This window comes from Candidatus Palauibacter soopunensis (assembly GCF_947581735.1).
GTDB lineage: Bacteria > Gemmatimonadota > Gemmatimonadetes > Palauibacterales > Palauibacteraceae > Palauibacter > Palauibacter soopunensis.
Genome location: NZ_CANPVT010000053.1, coordinates 237,749 through 261,321 on the forward strand (window position 1 = coordinate 237,749; position 23,573 = coordinate 261,321).

General features: G+C 67.8%; 18 protein-coding genes. 17 read left to right on the forward strand and 1 reads right to left on the reverse strand.

Annotation, left to right across the window (positions count from 1 at the left end):
• Nucleotides 1-16 precede the first annotated feature (16 nt).
• The 17 genes from RN901_RS14500 to RN901_RS14580 all read left to right on the forward strand — a co-directional run bounded on the left by RN901_RS14500 (nt 17) and on the right by RN901_RS14580 (nt 22,900).
• A complete protein-coding gene (locus RN901_RS14500; RefSeq protein WP_310759012.1) occupies nt 17-571 on the forward strand; it encodes an HAD hydrolase family protein in 555 nt (184 codons plus the stop codon).
• Complete coding sequence (gene lptC / locus RN901_RS14505) at nt 561-1,493, forward strand: LPS export ABC transporter periplasmic protein LptC (RefSeq protein WP_310759013.1); 933 nt, start codon at nt 561-563, stop codon at nt 1,491-1,493. The genes RN901_RS14500 and lptC overlap by 11 nt, the downstream gene beginning before the upstream one ends.
• Nucleotides 1,490-3,370 carry a hypothetical protein gene (locus RN901_RS14510; protein ID WP_310759014.1) on the forward strand — a complete coding sequence of 627 codons (1,881 nt, stop codon included), beginning with the start codon at nt 1,490-1,492 and terminating at the stop codon, nt 3,368-3,370. Before lptC ends, RN901_RS14510 begins: the two co-directional genes overlap by 4 nt.
• Nucleotides 3,367-4,092, forward strand: coding sequence for an LPS export ABC transporter ATP-binding protein (lptB, locus tag RN901_RS14515; protein ID WP_310759015.1), 726 nt, complete (start codon nt 3,367-3,369; stop codon nt 4,090-4,092). The genes RN901_RS14510 and lptB overlap by 4 nt, the downstream gene beginning before the upstream one ends.
• A 2-nt stretch (nt 4,093-4,094) precedes the next feature.
• Nucleotides 4,095-5,519, forward strand: coding sequence for an RNA polymerase factor sigma-54 (rpoN, locus tag RN901_RS14520; RefSeq protein ID WP_310759016.1), 1,425 nt, complete (start codon nt 4,095-4,097; stop codon nt 5,517-5,519).
• Nucleotides 5,516-6,442, forward strand: a complete 927-nt coding sequence (locus tag RN901_RS14525; protein WP_310759017.1) for a glycosyltransferase — start codon at nt 5,516-5,518, stop codon at nt 6,440-6,442. Before rpoN ends, RN901_RS14525 begins: the two co-directional genes overlap by 4 nt.
• Complete coding sequence (locus tag RN901_RS14530) at nt 6,439-7,683, forward strand: glycosyltransferase (protein ID WP_310759018.1); 1,245 nt, start codon at nt 6,439-6,441, stop codon at nt 7,681-7,683. The genes RN901_RS14525 and RN901_RS14530 overlap by 4 nt, the downstream gene beginning before the upstream one ends.
• On the forward strand, nt 7,680-9,221 hold the full coding sequence (locus tag RN901_RS14535; protein ID WP_310759019.1) for a hypothetical protein: 1,542 nt from the start codon (nt 7,680-7,682) through the stop codon (nt 9,219-9,221). Before RN901_RS14530 ends, RN901_RS14535 begins: the two co-directional genes overlap by 4 nt.
• Nucleotides 9,218-9,982 (forward strand): class I SAM-dependent methyltransferase, encoded by a 765-nt coding sequence (locus RN901_RS14540; protein WP_310759020.1) that lies wholly within the window; start codon nt 9,218-9,220, stop codon nt 9,980-9,982. Before RN901_RS14535 ends, RN901_RS14540 begins: the two co-directional genes overlap by 4 nt.
• A complete protein-coding gene (locus RN901_RS14545) occupies nt 9,982-12,390 on the forward strand; it encodes a hypothetical protein (RefSeq protein WP_310759021.1) in 2,409 nt (802 codons plus the stop codon). The genes RN901_RS14540 and RN901_RS14545 overlap by 1 nt, the downstream gene beginning before the upstream one ends.
• Nucleotides 12,387-13,400, forward strand: coding sequence for a hypothetical protein (locus tag RN901_RS14550; protein ID WP_310759022.1), 1,014 nt, complete (start codon nt 12,387-12,389; stop codon nt 13,398-13,400). Before RN901_RS14545 ends, RN901_RS14550 begins: the two co-directional genes overlap by 4 nt.
• 22 nt (nt 13,401-13,422) lie before the next feature.
• Nucleotides 13,423-14,214, forward strand: a complete 792-nt coding sequence (locus RN901_RS14555; RefSeq protein WP_310759023.1) for a polyprenol monophosphomannose synthase — start codon at nt 13,423-13,425, stop codon at nt 14,212-14,214.
• Complete coding sequence (locus RN901_RS14560) at nt 14,214-15,122, forward strand: ion transporter (RefSeq protein WP_310759024.1); 909 nt, start codon at nt 14,214-14,216, stop codon at nt 15,120-15,122. The genes RN901_RS14555 and RN901_RS14560 overlap by 1 nt, the downstream gene beginning before the upstream one ends.
• Nucleotides 15,119-15,877: a methyltransferase domain-containing protein gene (locus tag RN901_RS14565; RefSeq protein WP_310759025.1), complete on the forward strand. Its 759-nt coding sequence runs from the start codon at nt 15,119-15,121 to the stop codon at nt 15,875-15,877. The genes RN901_RS14560 and RN901_RS14565 overlap by 4 nt, the downstream gene beginning before the upstream one ends.
• A gap of 41 nt (nt 15,878-15,918) precedes the next feature.
• Nucleotides 15,919-18,198 carry a DUF5916 domain-containing protein gene (locus RN901_RS14570; protein WP_310759026.1) on the forward strand — a complete coding sequence of 760 codons (2,280 nt, stop codon included), beginning with the start codon at nt 15,919-15,921 and terminating at the stop codon, nt 18,196-18,198.
• 165 nt (nt 18,199-18,363) lie between these two features.
• Nucleotides 18,364-20,604 carry a DUF5916 domain-containing protein gene (locus RN901_RS14575; protein ID WP_310759027.1) on the forward strand — a complete coding sequence of 747 codons (2,241 nt, stop codon included), beginning with the start codon at nt 18,364-18,366 and terminating at the stop codon, nt 20,602-20,604.
• A 13-nt stretch (nt 20,605-20,617) separates the two neighbouring features.
• On the forward strand, nt 20,618-22,900 hold the full coding sequence (locus tag RN901_RS14580) for a DUF5916 domain-containing protein (protein ID WP_310759028.1): 2,283 nt from the start codon (nt 20,618-20,620) through the stop codon (nt 22,898-22,900).
• Nucleotides 22,901-22,915: 15 nt separating this feature from the next.
• Here the strand turns inward: RN901_RS14580 and RN901_RS14585 are convergent, their stop codons facing one another.
• Nucleotides 22,916-23,431 (reverse strand): hypothetical protein, encoded by a 516-nt coding sequence (locus RN901_RS14585; protein ID WP_310759029.1) that lies wholly within the window; start codon nt 23,429-23,431, stop codon nt 22,916-22,918.
• Nucleotides 23,432-23,573: the final 142 nt, after the last annotated feature.

Consider the following 23,573-nt stretch of genomic DNA (forward strand, 5'->3'; position numbering starts at 1 on the left):
GAACTCGAGACCCCCGATGGATCGCCGGCTGGCAGAGTCCGTTCGCTTCGTGTCCCTCGACGTGGACGGTGTGCTCACGGACGGTTCGATCTGGGTGGGCGCGGACTCCGCCCTCAGTGCCCCGCGGGATCTGCGCCGCTTTCACGCCCTCGATGGCCTGGCGATCCGCATGATGCAGCGAGCCGGATTCGTGGTCGCGTTCCTCAGCGGCAAGCGATCGGCCGCCGTCCGCCTACGGGCGCGGGAGCTGGATATCGCGGAGGTTTCGCTCGGTTCCCGAAAGGGAAAGCTTTCGGCCCTTCGGGGTATGCTCGCGCGACGCGGTTGCACTTGGGACCAGGCGGCGCACCTTGGCGACGACCTTACGGACCTGGCCGTCATGGAACGGGTGGGGTTGCCGGCGGCCGTCGTCGGCGCCGTGCCCGAGGTCCGGGCCGCCGCGGCGTGGGTGGGGACGGTGCCCGGTGGAGAAGGGGCCGTGCGCGAATTCGCGGAGGCCCTGCTCGTCGCGCGAGGGGAGTGGGACCGCCTGGTGACGGAGTTTCGGGAAGGAGGACGGTTTGCGGGTTGAAAGGAGGGGCCGCGCGCGCCGCGACGGCGCGCTCAGTCTGTTCGTCCGGGTTTCGCTGCTGCCTCTCCTGGCCGCGTGCGGGTCCGACGATGCGCCTCCGACCGCGAGCGAACCGTTGCCCGAAGGGGTGGATACCGCCGTGCGAGGGATGCGGACGTTCGTCACGCGCGACGGAATCCGGCGTGCCGTGGTGGAAGCCGACACGGCGGAATGGCGCGAGGACAACGAGATTCACCTGCGGCGGATGACGTTGACGTTCTTCGATCCGAACGGATTGGAATCGACCGAGGTGACCGCGGAGTTCGGAGTCTTCCATCAACTCACCGGCGATCTCGAGGCAGAGCGGCAGGTGGTCGTGGAGGACCGCGTGGACGACCAGCGTCTCGAGACGGAGCGCCTCCGGTATCGGAACCTGGACGGTCGCCTGTTTGGCGATACTGCGTTTCGGTTCCTGCAGACGGTCGAGGGTCTGACGCTCGAGGGGACGGCGTTCGAGTCGGACCCCGCGCTCGACTCGCTCGTCCTCCTGAATCAGGAGGGAGAGATGCTGCCCGTGGCCGCCTTCTCGGAGGCGGTCCCCCTGCCGGCGGTTCCGGCCGGGGACACGGCGGGAGTTGGCGCGGCGCCCGCCGCCGGAGAGGAAGTCGCGGGAGAGCAGGTCGCGGACGAACCGGCGCCGGCGGATTCGGCGGCGGCACAGGTCGACCCGGAGGCGCCCCCCGCGCAGGATTCCGCGGCGGCAGCGGACAGCGTGACGGCGGTGCCCGACACGACGGTCCTTCCGGACAGCCTGGAAACACCGCCCGATACCGCGGCGGCGGTCCTTCCGGACAGCCTCGGGACACCACCCGATACGACGGCGGCGATCCTTCCGGACAGCCTCGAGGCACCACCCGATACGATGGCGGCGGCGCGCCGGTGACTCGCGGGTGCATCGGGTTTGCGAGCTGCCTCGCGGCGGCGGCATGGCTCGCCGGCCCCATCGTCGCGCAGGAGCCCGAAGCCGGCGTCGGGTCGGCGCTCGACCGGTGCAGCCTCCGGTGGCGCCCCCTCGAAGCCGACACGAGGAGCGTGACGAACCGCGACGTGACCGGCGCGCACGTTACGGTTCTCAGCGGCCGGTACCTTTGGACCTGCGGGACCGCCACGATGGAGGCGGACAGCGCGATAAAGCGCGACGGTCCCCGGCAGGTCGAGCTCCTCGGCGGGGTCGTCTACGAAGATTCGATAAGGACGCTGAAGTCGGAACGGCTCCTCTACTTTCAACTTTCCGACTTCATCATCGCCGAGGAAAACGTCGAACTCGTCCGTCTGACGGATCATTCCACGCTCCTCGGTCCCCGCGTGGAGTTCCTGCGGGCCGTCTCCGGCATCGACGCCGTCACGACCGCCCCGGGGAGGCCGACCGTTACGTTCTATCCGACGAACACCGAGTCGCCGGAGCCGTTCGAGATCGAATCGGAACTGGCCATTTTCGCCGGTGAGGACGAGGCCCGCTTCTACGGGGATGCGGTCATAGCTCGCAGCGATCTGAACGCCCAGGCGGACAGCGCCATGCTCACTCGCGCCGATGGCCTCGGCGTCCTGTGGGGCGAGCCGTGGATCGAGGCCGAAGGGATCCGGCTGGAGGGCGATTCGATACGGTTCGTTTCGCAGAACGAGGAACTCGAAGAAATCCACGCCATCGGCGACGGCTATGCGTCGGGGGAGAGATTCGAGGTGGCGGCGGAGCTGGTCGACATCGATCTGGCGAATCGCGAGGTGGAGCAGGTGCAGGCGCACGGGGAGGGAGTGAGCCGGGCGCTCTCCGGCAGCCACGAGCTTCGCGGTGATTCGATTCACTTCGTGATGTACGCGGGTCAGATCGACACTGCGTATGCGGTGGGCAGCGCGGTCGCGGTCCAGCGCGACTCGTCATGGGCGGTGCCGCCCGGGCCGGAGGCCGCTGTGGGCGATTCCGCCGCCGCCGACTCAACCGCCACCGATACGACGACTCCGGATTCGACCGCCACCGATACGACGGCTGCCGCCCCGGACACCACGGCTGCCGCCGCTCCGGACACCGCCGCGGTCCCCGCGCCGGACACGGTCGCAGCAGCCGCCCAGGACACGGTCGCAGCCGCCGCCCAGGACACGGTCGCAGCCGCCACCCAGGACACGGTCGCAGCCGCCACCCGGGACACCGCAGCCGCCGCCCAGGACACCGCCGCCGCAGCCGCCTCGAACACCACCGAAGCGGAGGCGGACGACGACGGGCCCGCGGAGATCGAACTGCCGACCGACGGTTCCGCGAACTGGGCGCGCGGCGATACGCTCATCGCCGTATTCGAGCGCTCCGCCGCCCCGGCCACGGACTCGGTGCCCGCGCCCGACCCGTTCATGCAGCAACTCGTGCTCGACGGGAATGCAAGCGCCTTCTACAGGATGGTCCGGGATTCGACGACGAGCGCGCGACCATCGCTGAACTACCTCGTGGCGCGGCGCATCCAGGTGGACTTCGAGGCGGGGGAACCGACGGGGGTCGAGGGGGAACACGCGATCGGCGCCTACCTGGAACCGCGGGAAGCGTTCGGGACGCCCTCGCCGGCGGATAGCGCGGCAGTGGCCGACAGCGCAGCCGTGGCCGACAGCACGACGGCGCCACCCGATACAGTCGCCGCACCCCCGGACACCGTGAGCCGGCGCGGGCACTCCCGCAGCCCGGATGTGCAGCTTGCTTTGCGTAACCGCCAACCGGGACGGGAGCGGCGCGCGACGCCCGGCGCGCTTCCGGCCCTCAGACCCGGGAGATCCCGTTGAGCAGTGTATTGCGGGCCGAAGGCCTCGTCCGCTCCTTCAAGCGGCGCTGCGTCGTAAACCAGGTGGAGATCGAGGTGCGGCAGGGAGAGGTTGTCGGACTGCTCGGCCCGAACGGGGCGGGGAAGACGACGACCTTCTACATGATCGTCGGCCTGCTCAAGGCGGATGAGGGACGTGTCTACCTCGATCGCGACGAACTCACGAGCTGGCCCATGTACCGGCGGGCGCGAGCCGGCATCGGCTATCTCCCTCAGGAGGCGTCGGTCTTCCAGAAACTCACCGTGGAACAGAACGTGATGGCGATTCTCGAGACCATCAAGATGTCGCGGCAGGAGCGGCGCGACCGCCTCGAGGAGTTGCTCGACGAACTATCCATCAAGCACCTTCGGGCGAACAAGGCCTATTCGCTCTCCGGGGGGGAGCGGCGGCGGCTGGAGATCACTCGGGCACTGGCGACCCGACCCAAGTTCCTGCTGCTCGACGAACCCTTCACCGGGGTCGACCCGATTGCGATCGACGACATCCAGCGCATCGTGCGGGGCCTGCGGGACAAGGGTCTGGGGGTTCTCATCACCGACCACAACGTGCGCGAGACGCTGTCGATCACGGACCGCGCGTACCTGCTGTTCGAGGGCAAGATCCTGGTGCACGGCGAGGCGGACCACCTCGTGAACGATCCGGAAGCCCGGCAACTGTACCTCGGGGAGGACTTCAGGCTCTGAACATGGCACCGGGACGGCCGAGTCTCGCCGCGGGCCTCCACCTGCGGCAGGAACAGAAGGCGCAGCCTCGCCTCTACCAGGCGATGGACCTTCTGCACATGCCGCTGCTCGATCTTCAGGGTCACCTGCAACAGGCGCTCGTCGACAACCCGTTCCTCGACCTCGTGGAACCCGGCGACGAGCCGGACGACGCCGGCGACGACCGGGACGCCCTGGCCGAGGATGCGGGAGACGACCGCGTGGAGGAGGCGGACGAGGTAGACTGGGAGGATGTCCTCCTCGACGACTTCGATGCGGGCGGGCGGCACGAGGAATACGGCGACCGGGAGTTCTACACGCCCGCGGCGGCCGCCACGCCGACGCTCTGGGATCACCTGCACGAGCAGTTGAACCTGCTCCGTCTCGGCGCGCGCCAACTGCGGATCGGCGAGGAGATCATCGGCAACGTGGACCGCGACGGGTTCCTCTCGTGCTCGCTCGACCGGATTGTCGAGGCGCTGGACGAGGTCTCACGGGAGGAAGTCGAGGGGATGCTCGCCCGGATCCAGTCGTTCGAACCGAGCGGCATTGCGGCGCGAGACCTGCGCGAAACGCTCCTGCTGCAGTTGCGGGATCGCGGGCGGGAACGGTCGCTGGCCTACCGGATCGTCGACGGGCACTTCGACGATCTTGCGAATCGCCGATGGCCCGAACTGGCGGAAGAGTACGGCATCACGCCGCGCGAAGTGCAGACCGCGGCGGACGAGATCGCGAAGCTCGATCCCAAACCCGGTCTCAGGTTTGCGGACACGTCGGACTCCTACGTCATCCCGGATCTGACGGTGGAGAAGGTCCAGGGGCGGTATCGCGTCTCGCACGCCGACACGTCGCTGCCGCGGTTGAAGCTCTCGCCCGTCTACCGGGACGTGGCTGCGGATCGCGCCCGGTTCCAGGGGGAAAACAAGGCGTTCATCTCGGAAAGGCTGAACAGCGCCCGCTGGTTGATTCAGGCGATCGAGCAGCGCCGGCAGACGATGCTGAAGGTGATGGATTTCATCGTCGAACGGCAGCACGACTTCTTCGAAAAGGGCGTCGAACACCTGCGGCCGCTCACGCTGCGCGATGTGGCGAAGCACATCGAGATGCACGAATCCACCGTCTCTCGCGTGACCAACGGCAAGTACGTCCAGACGCCGCGCGGACTCTATCCGCTCAAGTTCTTCTTTTCGGGCGGCTATTCGACGCTCGAGGGAGAGGACCTGTCGTCGGAGGGGGTACGTGCGCGGATCCGCAAGCTGGTGACGGAAGAGGACCCGACGGCGCCGCTCAGCGATCACGAGATCACCGCCCGCCTGCAGAAGGCGGGCGTTCGGATCGCCCGCCGTACGGTGGCGAAGTACCGCGACCAGCTCGGCATCCTCTCGGCGCGGTTGCGCAGGCGCGTATGAGCGATCCGAGAATCTCGGTCATCGTTCCGGCTTACGACGAAGCCGAGAACATGCCCGAACTGTTCGCGGAACTCGCGGCGACGTTCGCGGAGCACGATCTCGCGGCCGAGGTCGTCCTGGTCGACGATGGTTCCGGCGATGGGACGGCGGAGGCCGCGGAGGAGTCGGCCGCGCGGGCCGGGCTGGGCGGCGGAGCCGTCGTGCTGCGGCATCGGGCGAACCGGGGGAAGACGGAGGCGATGCTCACGGCCGCCGCGGCCGCCCGCGGGGAGTATCTCGTCCTCTTCGACGCGGATCTGCAGCATTCCACGGAGGAGATTCCGCGCTTCGCGGCGATGCTGGAGGAGGGGTATGACCTCGTCGCGGGCCGCAAGGTGGGGCGCTACGAGAAACGCTTCACCTCGTCCCTCTACAACCGGCTCGCGCGCGCGATCTTCAAGGTGCCCGTTCGCGATCTCAACTCCATGAAGGCGTTCCGCGCCGACGTCCTCACGGGGCTGAGGCTGCGGCACGACTGGCACCGCTATTTCGTCGTGCTCGCCCATGCCAGGGGATACCGGCTCGGCGAACTGGACATCGACCTCCTCCCGCGACGGCACGGCGAGCCCAAGTTCTCGGGGCGCCGGCGCATCCTGATCGGGATGCTGGACATGGTCTCCGTGTGGTTCCAGCTCGTGTTCGGGCGCAAGCCGCTGCTCTTCTTCGGCACCAGCGGCCTCGCGATGATCGCGGCGGGCTGCCTCACCGGGCTGGCCGCGCTCGTGCTGCGCTTCGGGTTCGGCCTCGGGTATCGTCCGCTGCTCACGCTCGTGCTTCTCCTGGTCGTGGGAGGCCTCCTCCTCTTCGTCCTCGGCTTCCTCGCGGAGACGATGGCGCAACTGCGGGACGAGATCGAGGACCTCAAGCGCGGCGGAAGCCCGTGAAGGTGGTTCATGTCGTCACGGCCTTCCCGCGCCACGACGACGACGTGATCACCCCCTGGCTCGGAAGACTGTTGCTCGGCCTGCGCCAACGGGGCCTGGAGGTCGGCGTGCTGGCGCCCGCGTACCGCGGCGGGGGCGCCACGGAGTGGCGGGGCATCCCGGTGCACCGCTTCCGGTACGCCCCGGCCCGGCTCGAAACCCTCACGCACGAGGAGACCGCGCCGGACCGCCTTCGCCGCCGGCCGGCCTACGCCGCGCTTCTACCCGGGTACATGCTGGGCGGCAGCCTGGCGTCGATCGGCCTCGGAGCATCGTCGCCCCCCGACGTGATCCATGTGCACTGGCCGGTTCCGCATGGCTGGTTCGGCGCCCTGGCGCGAGCGTCATCCGAGCGGACGGCGGTGGTCTCGAGCTTCTATTCCGTCGAGATCCGCTGGATCGAACGTCGTCTCCGCTGGGCCGTGCCGTTCCTGCGCTGGTCGATCGAGAGTGCCGACGCCGTGACGGCGATCTCGACCGCGACGGCGGCGGCCGTGGCCCGGTACACGTCGCGCGAAGTGCCCGTGATTCCCTTCAGCGCGGCCATATCCGGCCGGGCGCTACCCGACGGCGGCACCGTCGAGGCCCGACCGATGGAGCGCGCGGGGCCGGTGCGACTGCTGTTCGTGGGCCGCCTTGTGGAGCGGAAGGGCGTGCATATCCTGATACGGGCACTGGCCCGCGTCCGGGAGCGCGTCGACGCGACCCTCACGGTGATCGGTGATGGGCCCCGGGCCTCCCGACTGGAAGCCGAGGCCCGCCGGGTCGGCGTCGACCCGTTCGTACGCTTCGCGGGCCGGGTCGATGAGGCAGCGCTGGGCGAGGCGTACCGAACGAGCGATCTTTTCGTCCTGCCGGCGATCGTGGACGGCAAGGGCGACACGGAGGGGCTCGGCGTGGTCCTCCTCGAAGCGCTCGAATTCGGGCTGCCCCTGATCGCGTCCGATGTCGGCGGCATCCCGGACATCGTAAGGCACGGCGAGACGGGCCTGCTCGTGCCGCCGGGCGACGCCGGCGCGCTGGGCGACGCCATCGTGCGGGTCGTCGAGGACCCCGCCGCAGCACGGGACCGGGTCGAGAGAGGAAGAGCGCACATGCGCGAACACTTCGGGCTGCCGGGCGTCGTGGACCGCCTCCTGGCGTGCTACGGTGCAGCCCTCTCTCGGCGCGGTGGCCCGGGTTCGCAAGGCATCCGGCGATGAGCGACCCTCGTACGGCCGAGGGCGGCGGATTCGTCCGGGACGCCTTCGGGCTCACGGCGCTTGGATTTGCGTTCGTCCACCTGCTGCTTGGCCTGTTGGTCTTCGAGCCCACTCTTTTTCCCGGTGGAGACAACGCGGGCTATCTCATTCTCGGCGACGCGCTCCGGAGCGGAGAGGGCTATCGCGACCTGCACCTTCCCGGGACGCCGCTGCACGCCAGATACCCTCCGTTGCTGCCGCTGATGCTCGCCGGCCTGGGGTGGATCGGAGGCGTGCACGTGGCCAAAGTCGCCATTCTCCTGACGACGGCCACGACCGTGTGGGCCACCGCGCATTTCGGGCGGCAATGGATAGGGGGCGGGCCGGCCCTCACGGCAGCGGGCCTGCTTGCGGTGAATCCGACTTTGCTGGAGTACGGTCACTATGTGCTCAGCGAAGGACCGTTCGTGCTGCTGATCGTTGTGGCTCTCTGGCTATCGCGGCGGGATGATGGGCGAGGGGTGTTACTCGCGATGGGTGCCGCCGTCGGGGCCTTCGCGACGCGTACTGCCGGCATGACAGTGTTGATGGCCCTGCCGTTGGCATGGCTTCTCGCGCGGCAGTACCGGAGGGCGGCGTGGACGATGCTTGTGGCTGTGGGCACGCTTGCCGCTTGGGCACTCTATCAGCGCTGGGCGGCCGCGGATCAGCCCGGATACCTTGCCGTTCTCCTCCTTGTCGACCCGTACTCGCCGGAGGCGGGGGCGGTGAGTTTTGCCGGCCTCATCGAGCGAGCAGCCCAGAACTTCTGGGCTCACGTGAGCCGCGTGCTCCCCGACATCCTGCTGGGTCCGGGAGACGGCCCGGCCGGCGGCCGGGCCATTCTCGGCGTGACGGCGGCGGCAGCGGCCCTGCTTCGGTGGACGAGCGCAGCCCGCGGTCGCCTCGGGGCTCCGGAGATCTTCGCGGTCCTGTACGCCGGCCTCATCGTTCTCTGGCCGTCGGTATGGACGGACCGGCGTTTCCTGCTTCCGCTGCTGCCCGTAGTCCTGTTGCTGGCTCTCTCGGCACTTTGGCGGCTTCCCCTCCGCCCCGAAGTCCGGTGGCTGCGTTTGGCGGTCCCCGTGGTTATCGCGATATTCGGGGTCACCTGGGCCGCGAACGTGATCCCCGGCCGCGTTGCCTGTATCGCGTCCTACCGCGCGGATCGTCCATGCGATGTGCCGGCCTCGTCGAGCCTTTATGCCTCGGCGCGCTGGGCTCAAGAGAACACGCTGCCCGAAGCGGTCATCGCCAATCGCAAGCCGCGTCTCTTCTATTGGTATTCTCGCCGGCGCGGGGATGTGTATCCGTTCTCGGCCGATGCGGCGACCGTCATGGAAGGCCTCGACGCGATGGGGGCCAGCTACGTGGTTGTGGACCAGGTGAGCGGGACGACCGGGCGATACCTGATCCCGGCCATTCGCGCTTTTCCGAGCCGTTTCGAAGCGGTCTATGAGGGAGGGGAGCCCGTTACCGCGATCCTGCGCTTGCTGCCGGCTACGGCGGACATCGAATGAAGCAGCGTGAGAGTGGAGGTTCGCGCACGTGGGAGACCCCTGACGGGACCGCGGCGGGGATACACGACTATCCCGGCAGAGATCTCGAGGCGATGTCCTCGGCCGTCCGCTACCACCGTGACATTCTCCGCATCTTCTCGCCGTATCTCGGAGACCGGATTCTGGAGGTCGGCGCGGGCAGCGGGAACATCTCGGAGTTGATTCTCGAGCGGCAACCGTCTCACCTCTACGCGCTGGAGCCGAGCGACGGGATGTATGAGCTTCTCCGCGAACGATTGCGCGGAAGCCTGAACGCGACGGTCCACCACTCCCTCCTCTCGGACTTCCTCGAAGCCGAGAACACGGCCGGAGTGGATTCCGTGGTGAGCGTCAACGTTCTGGAGCACGTTCAGGATGATGTCGGAGAGCTGGCGAGGATGCGCACGGCCCTCCGCCCGGGGGGCTACCTGTGCCTCTGGGTCCCGGCGTTACCCGCGCTCACCAGCCGCTTTGATCGATCGCTGGGGCACTTCAGGAGATACCGCAAACGAGACGTCCTGCAGAAGCTCGAACGGACCGGTTTTGCTCCAGTCCGTCTCGCGTACCGGGACATCATCGGAATGCTCGCGTGGTTCGTGGTCTGCCGCCTCCTGCGCCAGGAACTGAGCCCCGGAAAGGTGGGGCTGTACGACCGGTTGGTGATGCCGGTCACGGGCGTCTGCGGCCGCTGGCTGAACCCGCCGCTCGGCAAGAACCTCATGGCGATCGCTCGCAGACCCTGATGGACTCCTCCAAGCGCGCGGGAGGCCGGGACTACACGGTCTGGTGGTTCCTTGGCGGGGCCGCGCTCGTCACGCTGTTCTTCTACCGCGACTTCGTTTTCCATCCGGAGCGGCTCCTCTACGGGTCGGACATGCTGTTCGAGGGGATTTCGCTACGCCGGTTCTACGTGGACGAGATCCTGGCGGGTCGCGGCGTCCCGCTCTGGGTCCCGCACGTCTACGGAGGGATGCCGTTCGTGGCGATCCTGCCCGGGCCCATCTTCTATCCGTCGACCATCCTCTACTTCCTTCTGCCGCTGCACCGGGCCATCGGCTGGACCTTCGTCCTGCACACGTTTCTGAGCGGGGCGTTCGGCTACTTCCTCGGGCGTTCGTTCCGGCTCCGGCCCGCCTCCGCCGCGGTGTGCGGAGCTTCGTTCCTCCTCGCAGGCTATGTCACGTCCCACCTGTTCGGGGGACAGGATGGGCGGATGTTCACGATGACGCTCATCCCGCTCGCGCTCGGCCTGCTCAACCGCGGGCTGGAGAGGAACGAGTTCCGCTGGTTCGCCGGTCTGGCGTTCGTCATCGCGACGCAGACGTTCTCGGCGCACGTGCAGATGATGTACTTCTCCAGCCTCGCTCTCGCGGCCTTCTTCGTGTATCACCTGGCCTTTCGGCTCCCCCGGCCGGCCTCGGGCGAGGCGCGCTGGAAGGCGTACGTCCGTCCGGTCGCGTGGTTCACGCTCGCGAACGTAGCCGCGGTCCTGATCGCCGCGCCCCAGTTCTTCCCGACTCTGACGGTACTCGAGCACGTCACGCGCGCGGCGGGGGAGCGCGGGTACGAATTCGCGGCCTCCTGGGCTCTGCCGCCGCAGGAGCTTACGGCGTTCTTCCTGCCGGACCTCATCGGTTCGCTGCCGGGGTCCTACTGGGGACAGAACCCGATCAAGCTGCATACGGAATACCTCGGCGCCGTCCCGCTCGCGTTCGCCATCCTCGGCATCTCGGCTGGGTTCGGTCGGGCTCTGGATCGCGACCACCGGCGGGTCGTGTGGTTCCTCGCCGGCGCCGGCCTGCTGGGCGTTCTGTTCGCGCTGGGCGCTGCGACGCCGGTGCACCGGATCGCGTATGCGCTGCTGCCCATGATGTCGAGCCTGCGGGCTCCGTCGATGATGCTGGGTCCGGTGACGGTATTCGTCGCGCTGCTCGCCGCCTACGGCTGGGAGGCGGCACTGAACCGTCGTGCAGCGGCCGGCGCCGGCGAGACGCCGGACGATGGGACGGGAACGAACACCGGCGGGCGCCGTCCGCCGTGGCCCGTACTCCTGCTCGGGGGGCCGATTCTTGTGCTTGGCGCGGCGGCGGTGCTCAACCCGCGGGGGTTGGCCAACTTCGCGCTGCTCTCGTGGTATCCCGAAGGATGGCCGCGTCAACCGTCCGTGGTCGCGATCGATGCGCTGCGTCTCAACGGTCTGTTTCTCCTCGCGGGATTCGGTCTCGCGTGGGGAGCCGCCCGGGGCGTGGCGCGCCACAGGTTCGGCGCCTGGACGTTGGCCGTCGTGCTCGCTTTCGGGATCATGGACCTGTGGCGAGTGGACGCGCGCTACCTGAGGGTGCAGGACGCCGACGCCGCGCTCGCGGCCGACCCCGTCATCGAGACGCTGCACGAGAACGCGGGGCCGGGAGCACGCGTCTGGGCGCCGAGTCTGGCAGGCCCCACGCCCAACTATCGTCCGAATGAACTCGCCTACTACGGCGTAACATCGGCGAGCGGACTTCAGAAGTTCCTCCTGCGCCCGTACGCGAGACTCGTGGGTGGGATCACGCCGGATGAGGGGTTGCTCCGGAATCCGGTCGTTCGCGAGTTGCTGCACGTCCGCTATCTCATCACGCCCGGCGCGCAGGAAAGTGCCGAATCGATCGCGGACGCGGGGGGGCGCCACCTGTACGAATTCCCCTCCGAGCTTCCGTACGCCTACTTCCCGGCAGCCATCGAAATGGTGGGCGATACCGCGGCCGCCGTCGCGCGAACGCTCGAGGTTTCGGATCCGGCGGGGTTGACGATCGTCGAAGGCCGGGAGGGTGGCGAAGCTCCGGCGGCGGGGCAGGGAAGCGCGTCGCTCGTTCGCTACGAGCCGGATCGCGTCGTACTCGAGGTCGTGGCGGATCGCGCGGGCCTTCTCGCGGTCAGCGAGATCCATCACGAGCGCTGGAAGGCTTTTTTCGACGGTGAAGAAGCGGTGGTGTGGCGGGTGAATACGGCGTTCCGCGGCGTCGAAGTCCCTTCCGGGAGGCATGAACTGGTCTTCGAGTATCGAAGTCCGCCCTTCAGCCTCGGTGTCTGGGTCAGTCTCCTGACCATCCTCGGGCTGACGACGAGCATCCTGATCTCCTGGCGGCGCCGACCCCGGGGATCGGAAGCGTGAACCGGGACCGCGCCGGCGCCACACCGGGCCGCCGGTGGGTCGCGCTCGGAACCGCCGTGTTTCTCCTCTCCGCCCTGGCCGCGGTCGGCCTGGCGCTGTCGGGCAGTTGGGCGGCGTGGGAGGATCTCCAGGCGTCGGGCCTCTCCGGCTGGCGGGTGCGGCCCCTCTGGCTGGCCGCGGCGGTCGGATACGAAGTCGCGGCCCTCTGGGCGAGCGGTGTGGTTTGGGCCTGGATGTTCCGGGCAGCGGGCGGCAGGGCAGGGGTGCCGGAAGCCGCCGCGATGTGGCTCGGCTCCAATCTCGGCCGATATATCCCGGGGAAGATATGGCAGGTCACAGGGTTGGTGGCCTATGTCCGGGGTCGAGGCGATTCGGGTGCCACGGCCCTGGCCACGCTGATCGCCTTCCAGGCCGCCATTGTGGTGACGGGTGTCGCCCTGGCCCTTGCGGTGCTCGGCGCCCGTGCGTTCGAGGGTGTAGGCCGGTGGCCGCTGATCGCGGGCGGCCTCGCCCTCGCCGCCGCGCTCACTCCGCCCGTCCTGCGCTTCGTCGTGCGGCTGGGGCGTCGCGTGCTGCGCGAGACCAGGGAGCAGGACGATGCCGAGCCGGACGGGAAAATGCTGTGCCGCGCCGTGGTGGGAAGCTTACTCATCTGGCCTCTCCACGGACTCGGTTTCCTGGCGCTGCTCGAGGGATTGGTGCTCGAGAACGCCGTCGGTTTCGCGGCGGCGCTGGGCGTTTTCACAGGGTCCTACGTGGTGGGCTACCTGGCTCTGGTGGCGCCCGGCGGGTTGGTCGTACGGGAGGGTGCGATCGTCGGGCTGCTGACCGCGGTGACCGCCGTTCCTGCCGGACCCGCCGCCGCCCTCGCGTTGGCGGCCCGCCTCTGGACGACCGCCGCGGAGTTGATGTCGTTCGGCCTGGCCCTCGCTCTGCTGCGATCCGCGCGGGTCCCACGGGATGGGGGATCCTTGAAGTCCGGCGACGCGGCGGATGCGGGACCCGCCTGAGGATCGATAGGTTCCCGGCCTGATGAGCCCCGAACGATCCGCCGCTTCGCCCCCGGATTCCGACCGGGTCCACAGCTCTGCTTCCGCTCCTGGAGGTAGCGGGCGCGGCCTGGTCATCCTGCCGACGTACAACGAGGTCGACTCCATCGCCGGAATCATCGAGAGCGTTCTGGGACAGGACCGCCGGCTGTCGGTCCTCGTCGTCGATGACGCATCCCCCGACGGAACGGGGGCTCTCGTAGACTCCCTCTCCGCGGCGGAACCGCGCGTGAACGTGCTGCACAGGGAAGGGAAGCTGGGGCTCGGCACCGCCTACATCGCCGGCTTCCGCTGGGCGCTCGAGCGGGATTTCGAATGGATCTTCGAGATGGACGCCGACGGGTCGCACGACGCGCGGTATATTCCCGACATGATCGCCGCGACCCCCCGCTTCGATGTCGTCGTCGGATCTCGTTATACTGCGGGGGTGAACGTCATCAACTGGCCCATGTCGCGCCTGCTCCTCAGCTACTACGCGAACAAGTACGCGCGCATCGCCACGGGACTGCGCCTCGCCGATTCGACGAGCGGCTTCAAGTGCTTTTCGCGCCGCGTGTTGGAGACGGTCGACCTGGATCGCGTGGGGTCGACCGGATACACGTTCCAGATTGAAATGAACTTCCGCGCATGGAAGAAGGGGTTCCGTGTCGGGGAAGTCCCCATCGTGTTCACCGACCGCCGCCTGGGACAGAGCAAGATGTCGGGGGCGATCGTGCGCGAGGCGGTGTGGAGGGTGTGGGCGCTGCGTCTGCGGTCCCTCATCGGGAGGCTGTGATGGCCAAGAACCGCACGATGTCGTACTTCCCGTCCCGGCGGGAACCCCCGCGTCCGGCGATCGACTACGAGGTCCACCCGGTCTTCTCGCAAAGGCCGCGGTGGAGGTGCGAGGCCCACCGCATCATCTTCGGCAACCTCACCCCGGCCGGCCGGCTCTTCGACGTCGTCCTCATTGCGGTCATCCTCGCCAGCGTCGTCGTCGTGATGCTCGAGAGCGTGCAGGAGTTCAACGTCCACGCGGGAGGCGCGCTGTGGACGCTCGAATGGGTGTTCACGGCGCTGTTCACGGTCGAATACGTGCTCCGCCTCATCTCCGCGGAGCGGGCCGGCGGGTACGCCCGTTCCTTCTTCGGGATCGTCGACCTGCTCGCCATGCTGCCCAACTTCGTGGGGCTGCTGATTCCGGGGGGACAGGCGCTCGCCGTCATCCGCGTGCTGCGGGTGCTGCGGGTGTTCAGGGTCCTGAAGCTCGCCCAGTTCGTGGGGGGCGAGCGACTCCTGATCGGCGCTCTGCGCTCGAGCTTCTACAAGATCGCGGTCTTCATCGTCGCGGTGCTCGTCGTGGTCACGATCGTGGGCGCGGCGATGTACGTGATCGAGGGCGCGGAGGCGGGCTTCAGCAGCATCCCCCGCGGCGTCTACTGGGCCATCGTCACCGTGACGACGGTGGGGTTCGGCGACATCACGCCCCAGACCACGCCGGGGCAGTTGCTTGCCGCGCTCCTCATGATCCTGGGGTACGGCGTGATCGCCGTCCCGACGGGCATCGTGACGGCGGAGATCACGGGCGGCCGCGAAGCGAGACTGCGCGCCGCCATGGCGCGGATGTGCCTGCGCTGCGCGTCGTCCGGCCACGACGAGGATGCCCGCCACTGCAAGCACTGCGGGACCGAACTGCTCGAATGAACCACTCGTCATCGCGTGCCGACTCCGCCGGGCGTGACTACTACGAGGAGTTCCTGGCGAGCCGTGAGTACCGGGAGAGTCGGCTCCGCAAGGCGGCGGTCCTCGATACCATCGTGGGCGACAGGATCCGCGCGGCGGGGGTCGTCGGCGATCTCGGGAGCGGCACGGGTCTCCTCAAGCGTGAACTCGAGAAGCTCAGCGGGCGGTCCATCATCGGCTTCGAGCTGGACCCGCACGTCGTGATCGAGCGTGGCCGCACCTGCGTGGCCGATGGGACCCGGCTTCCGACCTCCGACGCGTGCTTCGACTTCCTCATCGTGAACCACCTCTACGAACACGTCGCCGACCCGCGAAGACTGTTCGCGGAAGTGTCCCGCGTCCTCAAGCCCGGAGGCTCCGCCTACGTGAGCGCGGGAAGCCGCTGGGCGTTCCTCGAGCCGCACTACCGGCTGCCTTTTCTGAGTTGGCTGCCCCGGGGGTTGGCCGACCGCTACGTTCGCTGGACGGGGCGCGCAAAGAGCTACCGCGGAATCCGTTTCCTGGGATACCGCTCTCTGCAGCGCGCGATGGATGTCCCGGAACTGCGACGTGCGGACATGACGGAACATGCGATTCGATCCGTGCTGAACGGTGGCGGGGGAGGGAAGTGGAGGGCCGCCTGGCGGCTCCTCTCCGTACTTCCCGCCCGGCTGCGGCGCGGGATCCTGCGCTGCGGCCCGCAGTGGTTCTTTCTTCTCACGCGGCGAGACCGATGAGGAGCCGCACGTCGTCCCCGCGCCTGCCGAGGGGGCCGTCCATGCGCGCCGACCGGCTCGTGCGCGCCCTGTTCGGCGGCGTCGTGGCGGCCGCGTGCTCGGTCCCGGGGCTCGCGGCCCAGGCCAATGCCGCGGATGCCGTGGACGTGGAGGCGCTGCGGCCCCGTGCTCCGGTCCCCATCGCCCGCATCTCCGAGACCATCGACGTGGACGGGGTCGTGAACGAACCCGTGTGGGAGACGATCGATCCGCTCCCGCTCTTCATCATGTCGCCCACCCACGGCGGGGAGCAGACGGAGCGGACCGAGATTCGTCTCGCGCACGATGACCGGTATCTCTACGTCTCCGGACGAATGTACGACTCGAACCCGGATGGCATCCGCGTAAACACTTTTTACCGCGATAGTTACAGCGGTGATGACCTGTTTTCGTTCGTGATCGACAGCTACAACGACTATGAAACGGCGCTCTGGTTCGGCACGACCCCGGCTGGCGTCCGACAGGACCGCTCGATTTCCAACGATGCCGAGTTCAGCGGCGACCTCCCGCCCTTCAACGAGGACTGGAACGCGCACTGGGAGGTTCGCACGACCCGCAACGGGGAAGGGTGGTTCGCGGAGTTCCGCATCCCGTTTTCTACGCTGGGATTCCAGGCGGAGGGCGATGAAGTGACGATGGGGATCACCATCTATCGCTACATCGGCCGGAAGAACGAACGCCAGGTGTACCCGCCGATCGCGCGGGAATGGGGTCGGCTCGCCTTCATGAAACCGTCGCAGACCCAGCGCGTGACGCTCCGCGACGTCCGGCCCACCGCGCCGGTCTACGTGACCCCGTACGCGCTCGGAGGCCTGCGCCAGACGCCCGTGCTGCGCGAACCCGCGGACGCGGCCGCCTACTGGGCGACGGAGCAGGACCGGACCACGGAACCGGGGGTCGATCTCAAGTATTCGCCATCGTCCAACCTGGCCATCGACCTCACGGTGAACACCGACTTCGCCCAGGTGGAGGCGGACGAGCAGCAGGTCAACCTCACCCGTTTCTCGCTCTTCTTCCCGGAGAAGCGCCAGTTCTTCCAGGAACGGTCCTCGACCTTCGACTTCGGGACCGGCGGTTTCACGGACCGTGTGTTCTTCAGCCGGAGGGTCGGACTCGAGGGTGGGGAACTCGTACGCATTTACGGAGGCGCGCGAGTCGTCGGCCGCATGGGAGGGCTCGACTACGGACTCCTGAACATGCAGACCGCGCCCGCCGCGGGCCGTTCGGGCGAGAACGTGGGCGTCATGCGGGTCAAACAGCAGGTGTTCAATCCGTACTCCTTCGTGGGCGGGATCCTGGCGACCCGGCTCGGGGGGAACGGGCAGGACAACGTCGCCTACGGCGTGGATACGCAGATCCGTCCCTTCGGCAACGAGTGGGTGACCCTGACGTGGGCGCAGACGTTCGACGAGGAGGTGAACGAGCGGAATCCGCTCGACGCGGGGCTGTTCCGCGTCCGGTGGGAACGGAGAACGGACCGCGGCGTGTCGTACAACCTCTACTACCGGAGGGTGGGGCCCGACTACACGCCGCGGCTCGGCTTCCAGTTGCGCAGCGACTTCACGCTCTTCGGCGGCGAGGTTGCCCACGGCTGGCTCCAGGGCCCGACCGCCTCGCTGAATACGGTCACGCTGGCCCTGATGAGCGACAGCTACTACCGGAACGCAGATGTTTCCCCGGAGTCCCGGTCGATCCGCCCGGAACTGCGGCTCGAATTCAAGTCGGGGTCGCGCATCACGGCCTACTCGAACACGCAGTTCGAGGACATCCGGACCCCGTTCCGCGTCACCGGCCTGTCGATCCCGACCGGCGAATACTGGTTCCGGGAGGCGGGCATCGACTGGATGCTGCCCCGCACCGCGATCTTCCGGGGCGACATCAAGACCACGGTCGGGAGCTTCTACGACGGACGGCGGGCGGGCCTGATCTTCAACCCGATGTGGAGCGTATCCCGCTACCTGGAGATCGGCGGCGGCTACGAGGTGAACCGGATCGAGTTTCCGGATCGGGGGGAGGCGGCGACCACCCATCTCGGCCGGGTGCGGCTCGCCTTCGCGTTCAATCCGCAGATCTCGTTCAGCACCTTCGCGCAGTACAACAACCTCGACGAGCGGATGAGCATCAACGCCCGGTTCCGTTACCACTTCCGGGAGGGAACGGATCTCTGGATCGTGTACAACGAGGGGCTCAACTTCGATCGCGATGGACGGTTCGATCCGAGGCTGCCGTGGTCGGCCGGACGGAACGTCATGGTCAAGTACTCGCATACCTTCAGCTGGTAGGCCGGGGCCGACGCGTTCTCCGGCACCGGGATTGAACTTCCGGGCTCGCCGGGGTGTTGTTTTCGGCGAGCAGACCTTCCCGGTGCCACTCCCGACCCTGGGTACATGCCGTTGACCCACATCGGCCATCGATGTCGGCGACTCGCGACTCCGTGCGCGTGGATCGTGCCCGTCTGTCTGCTCGGGGCGCCCGCCCTCTCCGCGCAGACCGGGGGCGCGGACGACATCGACGCCGCGGCGCTCCGGTCGGCCGTTCCGGTTCCCATCCCGCGGCTCACCGGGGAGATCGACGTCGACGGGGTCGTCGACGAGCCCGCCTGGGACGCGATCGAGCCGCTCCCGATGTTCATGTGGGCCCCCACTCACGGCGGCGAGATGACGGAGCGGACGGAGGTCCGGATCGCCCACGATGACGAGTTCCTCTACCTCTCCGGTCGGATGTACGACTCGAACCCCGGTGGCATCCGGGCGAATACCTACTACCGGGATGCGTTCAGCGGGGACGATCTCCTCTCGTTCGTGATCGACAGCTACAACGACTACGAGACCGGCGTCTGGCTCGGGACCACGCCCGCGGGCGTCCGCCAGGATCGCTCGCTCTCGAATGACGGCGACTTCACGGGCGACGTGATGCCGTTCAACGTCGACTGGAACGCCCATTGGCACGTCGTCACCTCGCGGAACGACGAGGGCTGGTTCGCGGAATACCAGATTCCGTTCTCCACCCTCGGATTCCAGGCGCAGGGGGACGAGGTGACGATGGGCATCATCGTCTACCGCTTCATCGCCCGGAAGAACGAGCGCCACGTCTTCCCGTTCATCGGCCGCGAATGGGGGCAGGGAGGCTTCCTCAAGCCGTCGCAGGGCCAGCGCATGACGCTGCGCGGCGTGCGGCCGACGACGCCGGTCTACCTGACCCCGTACGTGCTCGGGGGCCTGAGCCGGAGCCCGGTCCTCAGGGAGCCGTCGGACGCGGCCTCCTTCTGGGGGACGGAGCGCGACCAGGTCGCGGAGCCGGGTCTCGACCTCAAGTACTCGCCCTCGTCGAACCTGGCCATCGATCTCACCGTCAACACGGACTTCGCGCAGGTGGAGGCGGACGACCAGCAGGTGAACCTCACCCGGTTCTCGCTCTTCTTCCCCGAGAAGCGGCAGTTCTTCCAGGAACGCTCCTCGACCTTCGACTTCGGGACCGGCGGGTTCACCGACCGCGTATTTTTCAGTCGCCGCATCGGGCTCGAACGGGGTGAACTCGTCCGCATCTACGGGGGCGCACGGCTGGTCGGCCGGCTCGCCGGCCTGGATTTCGGGGTCCTCAACATGCAGACGGCGCCGGCCGCGGGCCGGTCGGGCGAGAACGTGGGGGTCATGCGCCTCAAGCAGCAGGTGCTCAACCCGTACTCGTTCGTCGGGGGCATCCTCACGACCCGGTACGGCTCCAACGGCGAGAACAACGTGGCGTACGGCCTCGACTCGCAACTGCGCCTGTTCGGGGACGAATACCTCACCGTCACCTGGGCGCAGACGCAGGACGAGGTCGTCCGGGAACGGAACGCGCTCGACGCGAGCCTCGTGCGGGCCCGCTGGGAGCGGCGGACGGACCGCGGGGTCTGGTACAACCTCTTCTACCGGCGCGTGGGCCCGGACTACCTGCCGCGCCTCGGCTTTCAGCTGCGGAACGACTTCACGCTGTTCGGCGGCCAGTTGGCCCATACGTGGCTGCGAGGCGCCGACGCGAAGCTGAACGCGATCACCCTGCACGTGATGGGCGAGAACTACTACCGCAACGCGGATCTCACCGTCGAGTCGCGCTCGATCCGCCCCTCGGTGTCGCTCGACTTCAAGTCCACCGCGAACATCACCGCCTACTCGAACGTGCAGTTCGAGGACATTCGGAGACCGTTCCGGGTCGGCGCCGTGTCCATCCAGCCCGGCGAATACCGGTTTCACGAGATCGGGATCGACTGGCAGCTGCCGCGCAGCACGATCGTGCGGGGCGACATCAGGACGACGGCGGGGAGCTTCTACGACGGGCGGCGTGTGGGCCTCATCTTCAACCCCACGTGGACCATCTCCCGCTATCTGGAGGTCGTCGGCGGCTACGAAGTGAACCGGCTCGAGTTCCCCGACCGGGACGAGGCGACGACGACGCACCTGGGCCGGCTGCGGCTGAACTTCGCCTTCAACACCCACATCTCGTTCGGCGCCTTCGCTCAGTACAACAACCTCGACAGGCGGACGAGCATCAACGCGCGCTTCCGCTACCACTTCAGGGAGGGCACGGACCTCTGGATTGTGTATAATGAGGGGTTCAACTTCGAACGGGACCGCGGGTTCGATCCGAGGCTGCCGTGGTCGGCAGGGCGAAACATCATGATCAAATACTCCCATACGTTCGTTTGGTAGGGCGGCGCGGGCCATGAGCGTCTCGCGGAGCGCGTCCGCCAACGGAACGCGGGCGGCGGTCCTCGTCGGCCTGTGGGCGGTGCTCGCGGCCGGGATACCGGCGGAGCTGGCCGCACAGAACGGCGGGCGGGGCAAGCCCTCCGTGCCCCTCCACCGCCTCGAGGGGCACGGCCACATCCACCTCGACGGCTTCGTCGACGAACCCGCCTGGGACGACATCGAACCCGTCCCCCTCGTCATGTATTCGCCCATGTACGGCGGGGAACTCACCGAGGAGACGGAGATCCGCATCGCCTACGACGAGCGGTATCTCTACGTCTCGGGCCGGCTGTTCGACTCGGACCTCGGCGGGATCCGGGCGAACAGCTTCACCCGCGACGGGTTCAGCGGCGACGATCAGTTCTCCGTCGTGATCGACAGCTACAACGACCACGAGACGGCCGTGGCGTTCGTGGTGAACCCGAACGGCGCGCGTTCCGACCGCGCCGTGTGGGGCGATGCCGAATGGACGGCGGGGACGCGCCCCTTCAACAGCGACTGGAATGCCCACTGGGACGGCCTCGCGCAGCAGACGGACGACGGCTGGTCCGCCGAAATGCGCATCCCGTTCTCGTCGCTGGGGTTTCAGAACACGGGCGGGGAAGTGGAGATGGGGCTCATCGTCTACCGCTCCATCTCGCGCAAGAACGAACGCCACGTCTATCCCGACATCTCGCCCGAGTACGGCTTCTTCGGCTTCGGCAAGCCGTCGCTGGCGCAGCGCGTCACGTTTTCGCAGGTGAACCGGACGACGCCGATCTACGTGACGCCGTACGTGCTCGGCGGGATGACGCAGGTCCCCACGCTTCTCGAACCACCGGCCGTGCAGGCCGCCTACTGGGACCGGAACGATGAACCCACGCACGAGCCGGGGCTGGACGTCCGGTATTCTCCCTCGTCCAACCTCTCCATCGACCTCACGGCGAACACCGACTTCGCCCAGGTCGAGGCGGACGACCAGCAGCTGAACCTCACGCGGTTCCCCCTGTTCTTTCCCGAGAAGCGGCAGTTCTTCCAGGAGAGGTCGGCGACGTTCGATTTCGCGACGGGCGGCATCACGGACCGGGTGTTCTTCAGCCGCCGCATCGGACTCGACCGCGGGGAACTGGTGCGCATCTACGGGGGGGCGCGCGTCGTGGGGCGTGCCGGCGGGCTGGACTTCGGCCTGCTGAACATGCAGACGGCGCCCCGGGCGGGGGCGCCCGGCGAGAACATGGGCGTGCTGCGCCTCAAGCAGCAGGTGTTCAACCCGAACTCCTCCGTCGGCGGAATCCTGACCACGCGCGCGGACGCGTATGGGAAACGCAACATCGCCTGGGGCGCGGACAGCGAGATCCGCCTGTTCGGGGATGAGTACCTGACGATGAAGTGGGCCCAGACGCTCGACGATGACGTGGTCGAACGGAATGTGCTCGACGCCGGCACGTTCTTCGCGCAGTTGGAACGGCGGAGGCAGGAGGGATTCTCCTACAGCACCCGGTATCGCCGGGTGGGAGCGGACTACCAGCCCCGGCTCGGCTTCCAGCTGCGAAACGAATTCACGCTGTTCGGTGGATCGGCCGGCTATTCCTGGTTCATGGGGGCCGATTCGCAGCTGCGCGCCGTTACCCTGAGCGCCGAGACGGAGCACTACTACAGGAACTCGGATCTCTCGCCTGAGTCGCGAGTTATCGCACCTCAGCTCATGGCGGGGTTGAAGGCGGGCGCGTTCATGACCCTCACGTCCCGCTCGAGTTTCGAGAGCATCCGGACTCCGTTCGAGATCGCCGGACTGACGATCGATCCGGGCGAGTACTGGTTCCACGAAGCCGAGGTCTCGGTGCGGCTTGGGCGTGGCGGTCTCGTGCGCGGGGAACTCGGGGGCTCCGCCGGCAGCTTCTACGACGGCCGCAGGGTGAGCCTTCGGATGAGTCCGGCGCTGAACATCTCCCGGCATGTGGAGATCCGGCCCGGATACGACATCAACCGGTTCGAGCTACCGGGCCGCGAGTACCTGACGACGCATCTCGCCCGGCTCAACCTGGATTTCTCGCTCGACACGCACCTCTCGCTGAGCACGCTCGCGCAGTACAACTCGACGATCGACCGGCTGAGCGTCAACGCCCGCTTCCGTTACCATTTCCGAGAGGGCGTGGACCTGTGGGTGGTCTACAACGAGGGCTACTTCATGGAGCGGACGAACGGCCGCGATCCGGTCCGGCCGTGGTCGGCGGGGCGGGCCCTCATGGTGAAGTTCTCCCACACCTTCGCCTTCTAGTCGTCGCGGGGGCGGTCAGGCCTCGCCGGCGCCGTCTTCGCCCAACGACCCACGAATTCGCTCGATCGCCTCCCGGATGAACCTCGCTTCTTCCGGGCGGCCGGCCAGGTCACGCTCGATGCGCTCCAGGATGGGGATCGCACGGCGTTCGCGGAATTCCGCGAGTTGTATGACGACGACGCCCGTGGTCGGTGGTCCGGGTAACGGATAGTGGTCACCGGCCGCACTGGGGTCGGCGAGGAGTTCCAGGAGGCGGCTGCGGATTTCCTCCGTGTCGGGGGATTCCACCCAGACTTTGCGTTCTGACCAAGGGCCTTCCGCGACGAAGACCGGCCCGAGCGGGATCGGCTCGCGCCGGTCGAGCCGAAACGGATGATTGTAGCAGTAGGTGTAGAACGGGTCACGGATGGTCAGGTCGCGAATCTCGCAGTGACTCGCGATCGACCGGTCATGGTGCCCGTGGCCTTTCCTGCCGCCGTTTGCCCGATTGAACCAGCATGTGCCGCAGCAATCCGGCCCTCCGTTAGGCATCGGTGGCCTCCTCGGGTTCGGTCAGGGGGAGAATGACCCAGCAGGGGAGAATCAAGTGGGGAATGTACGACGGAAGGTCACATCTCCGGCGGAAGTTTACATAATATATCTTATGTGCCATTGTGGGTTGTGCGGCAATGCA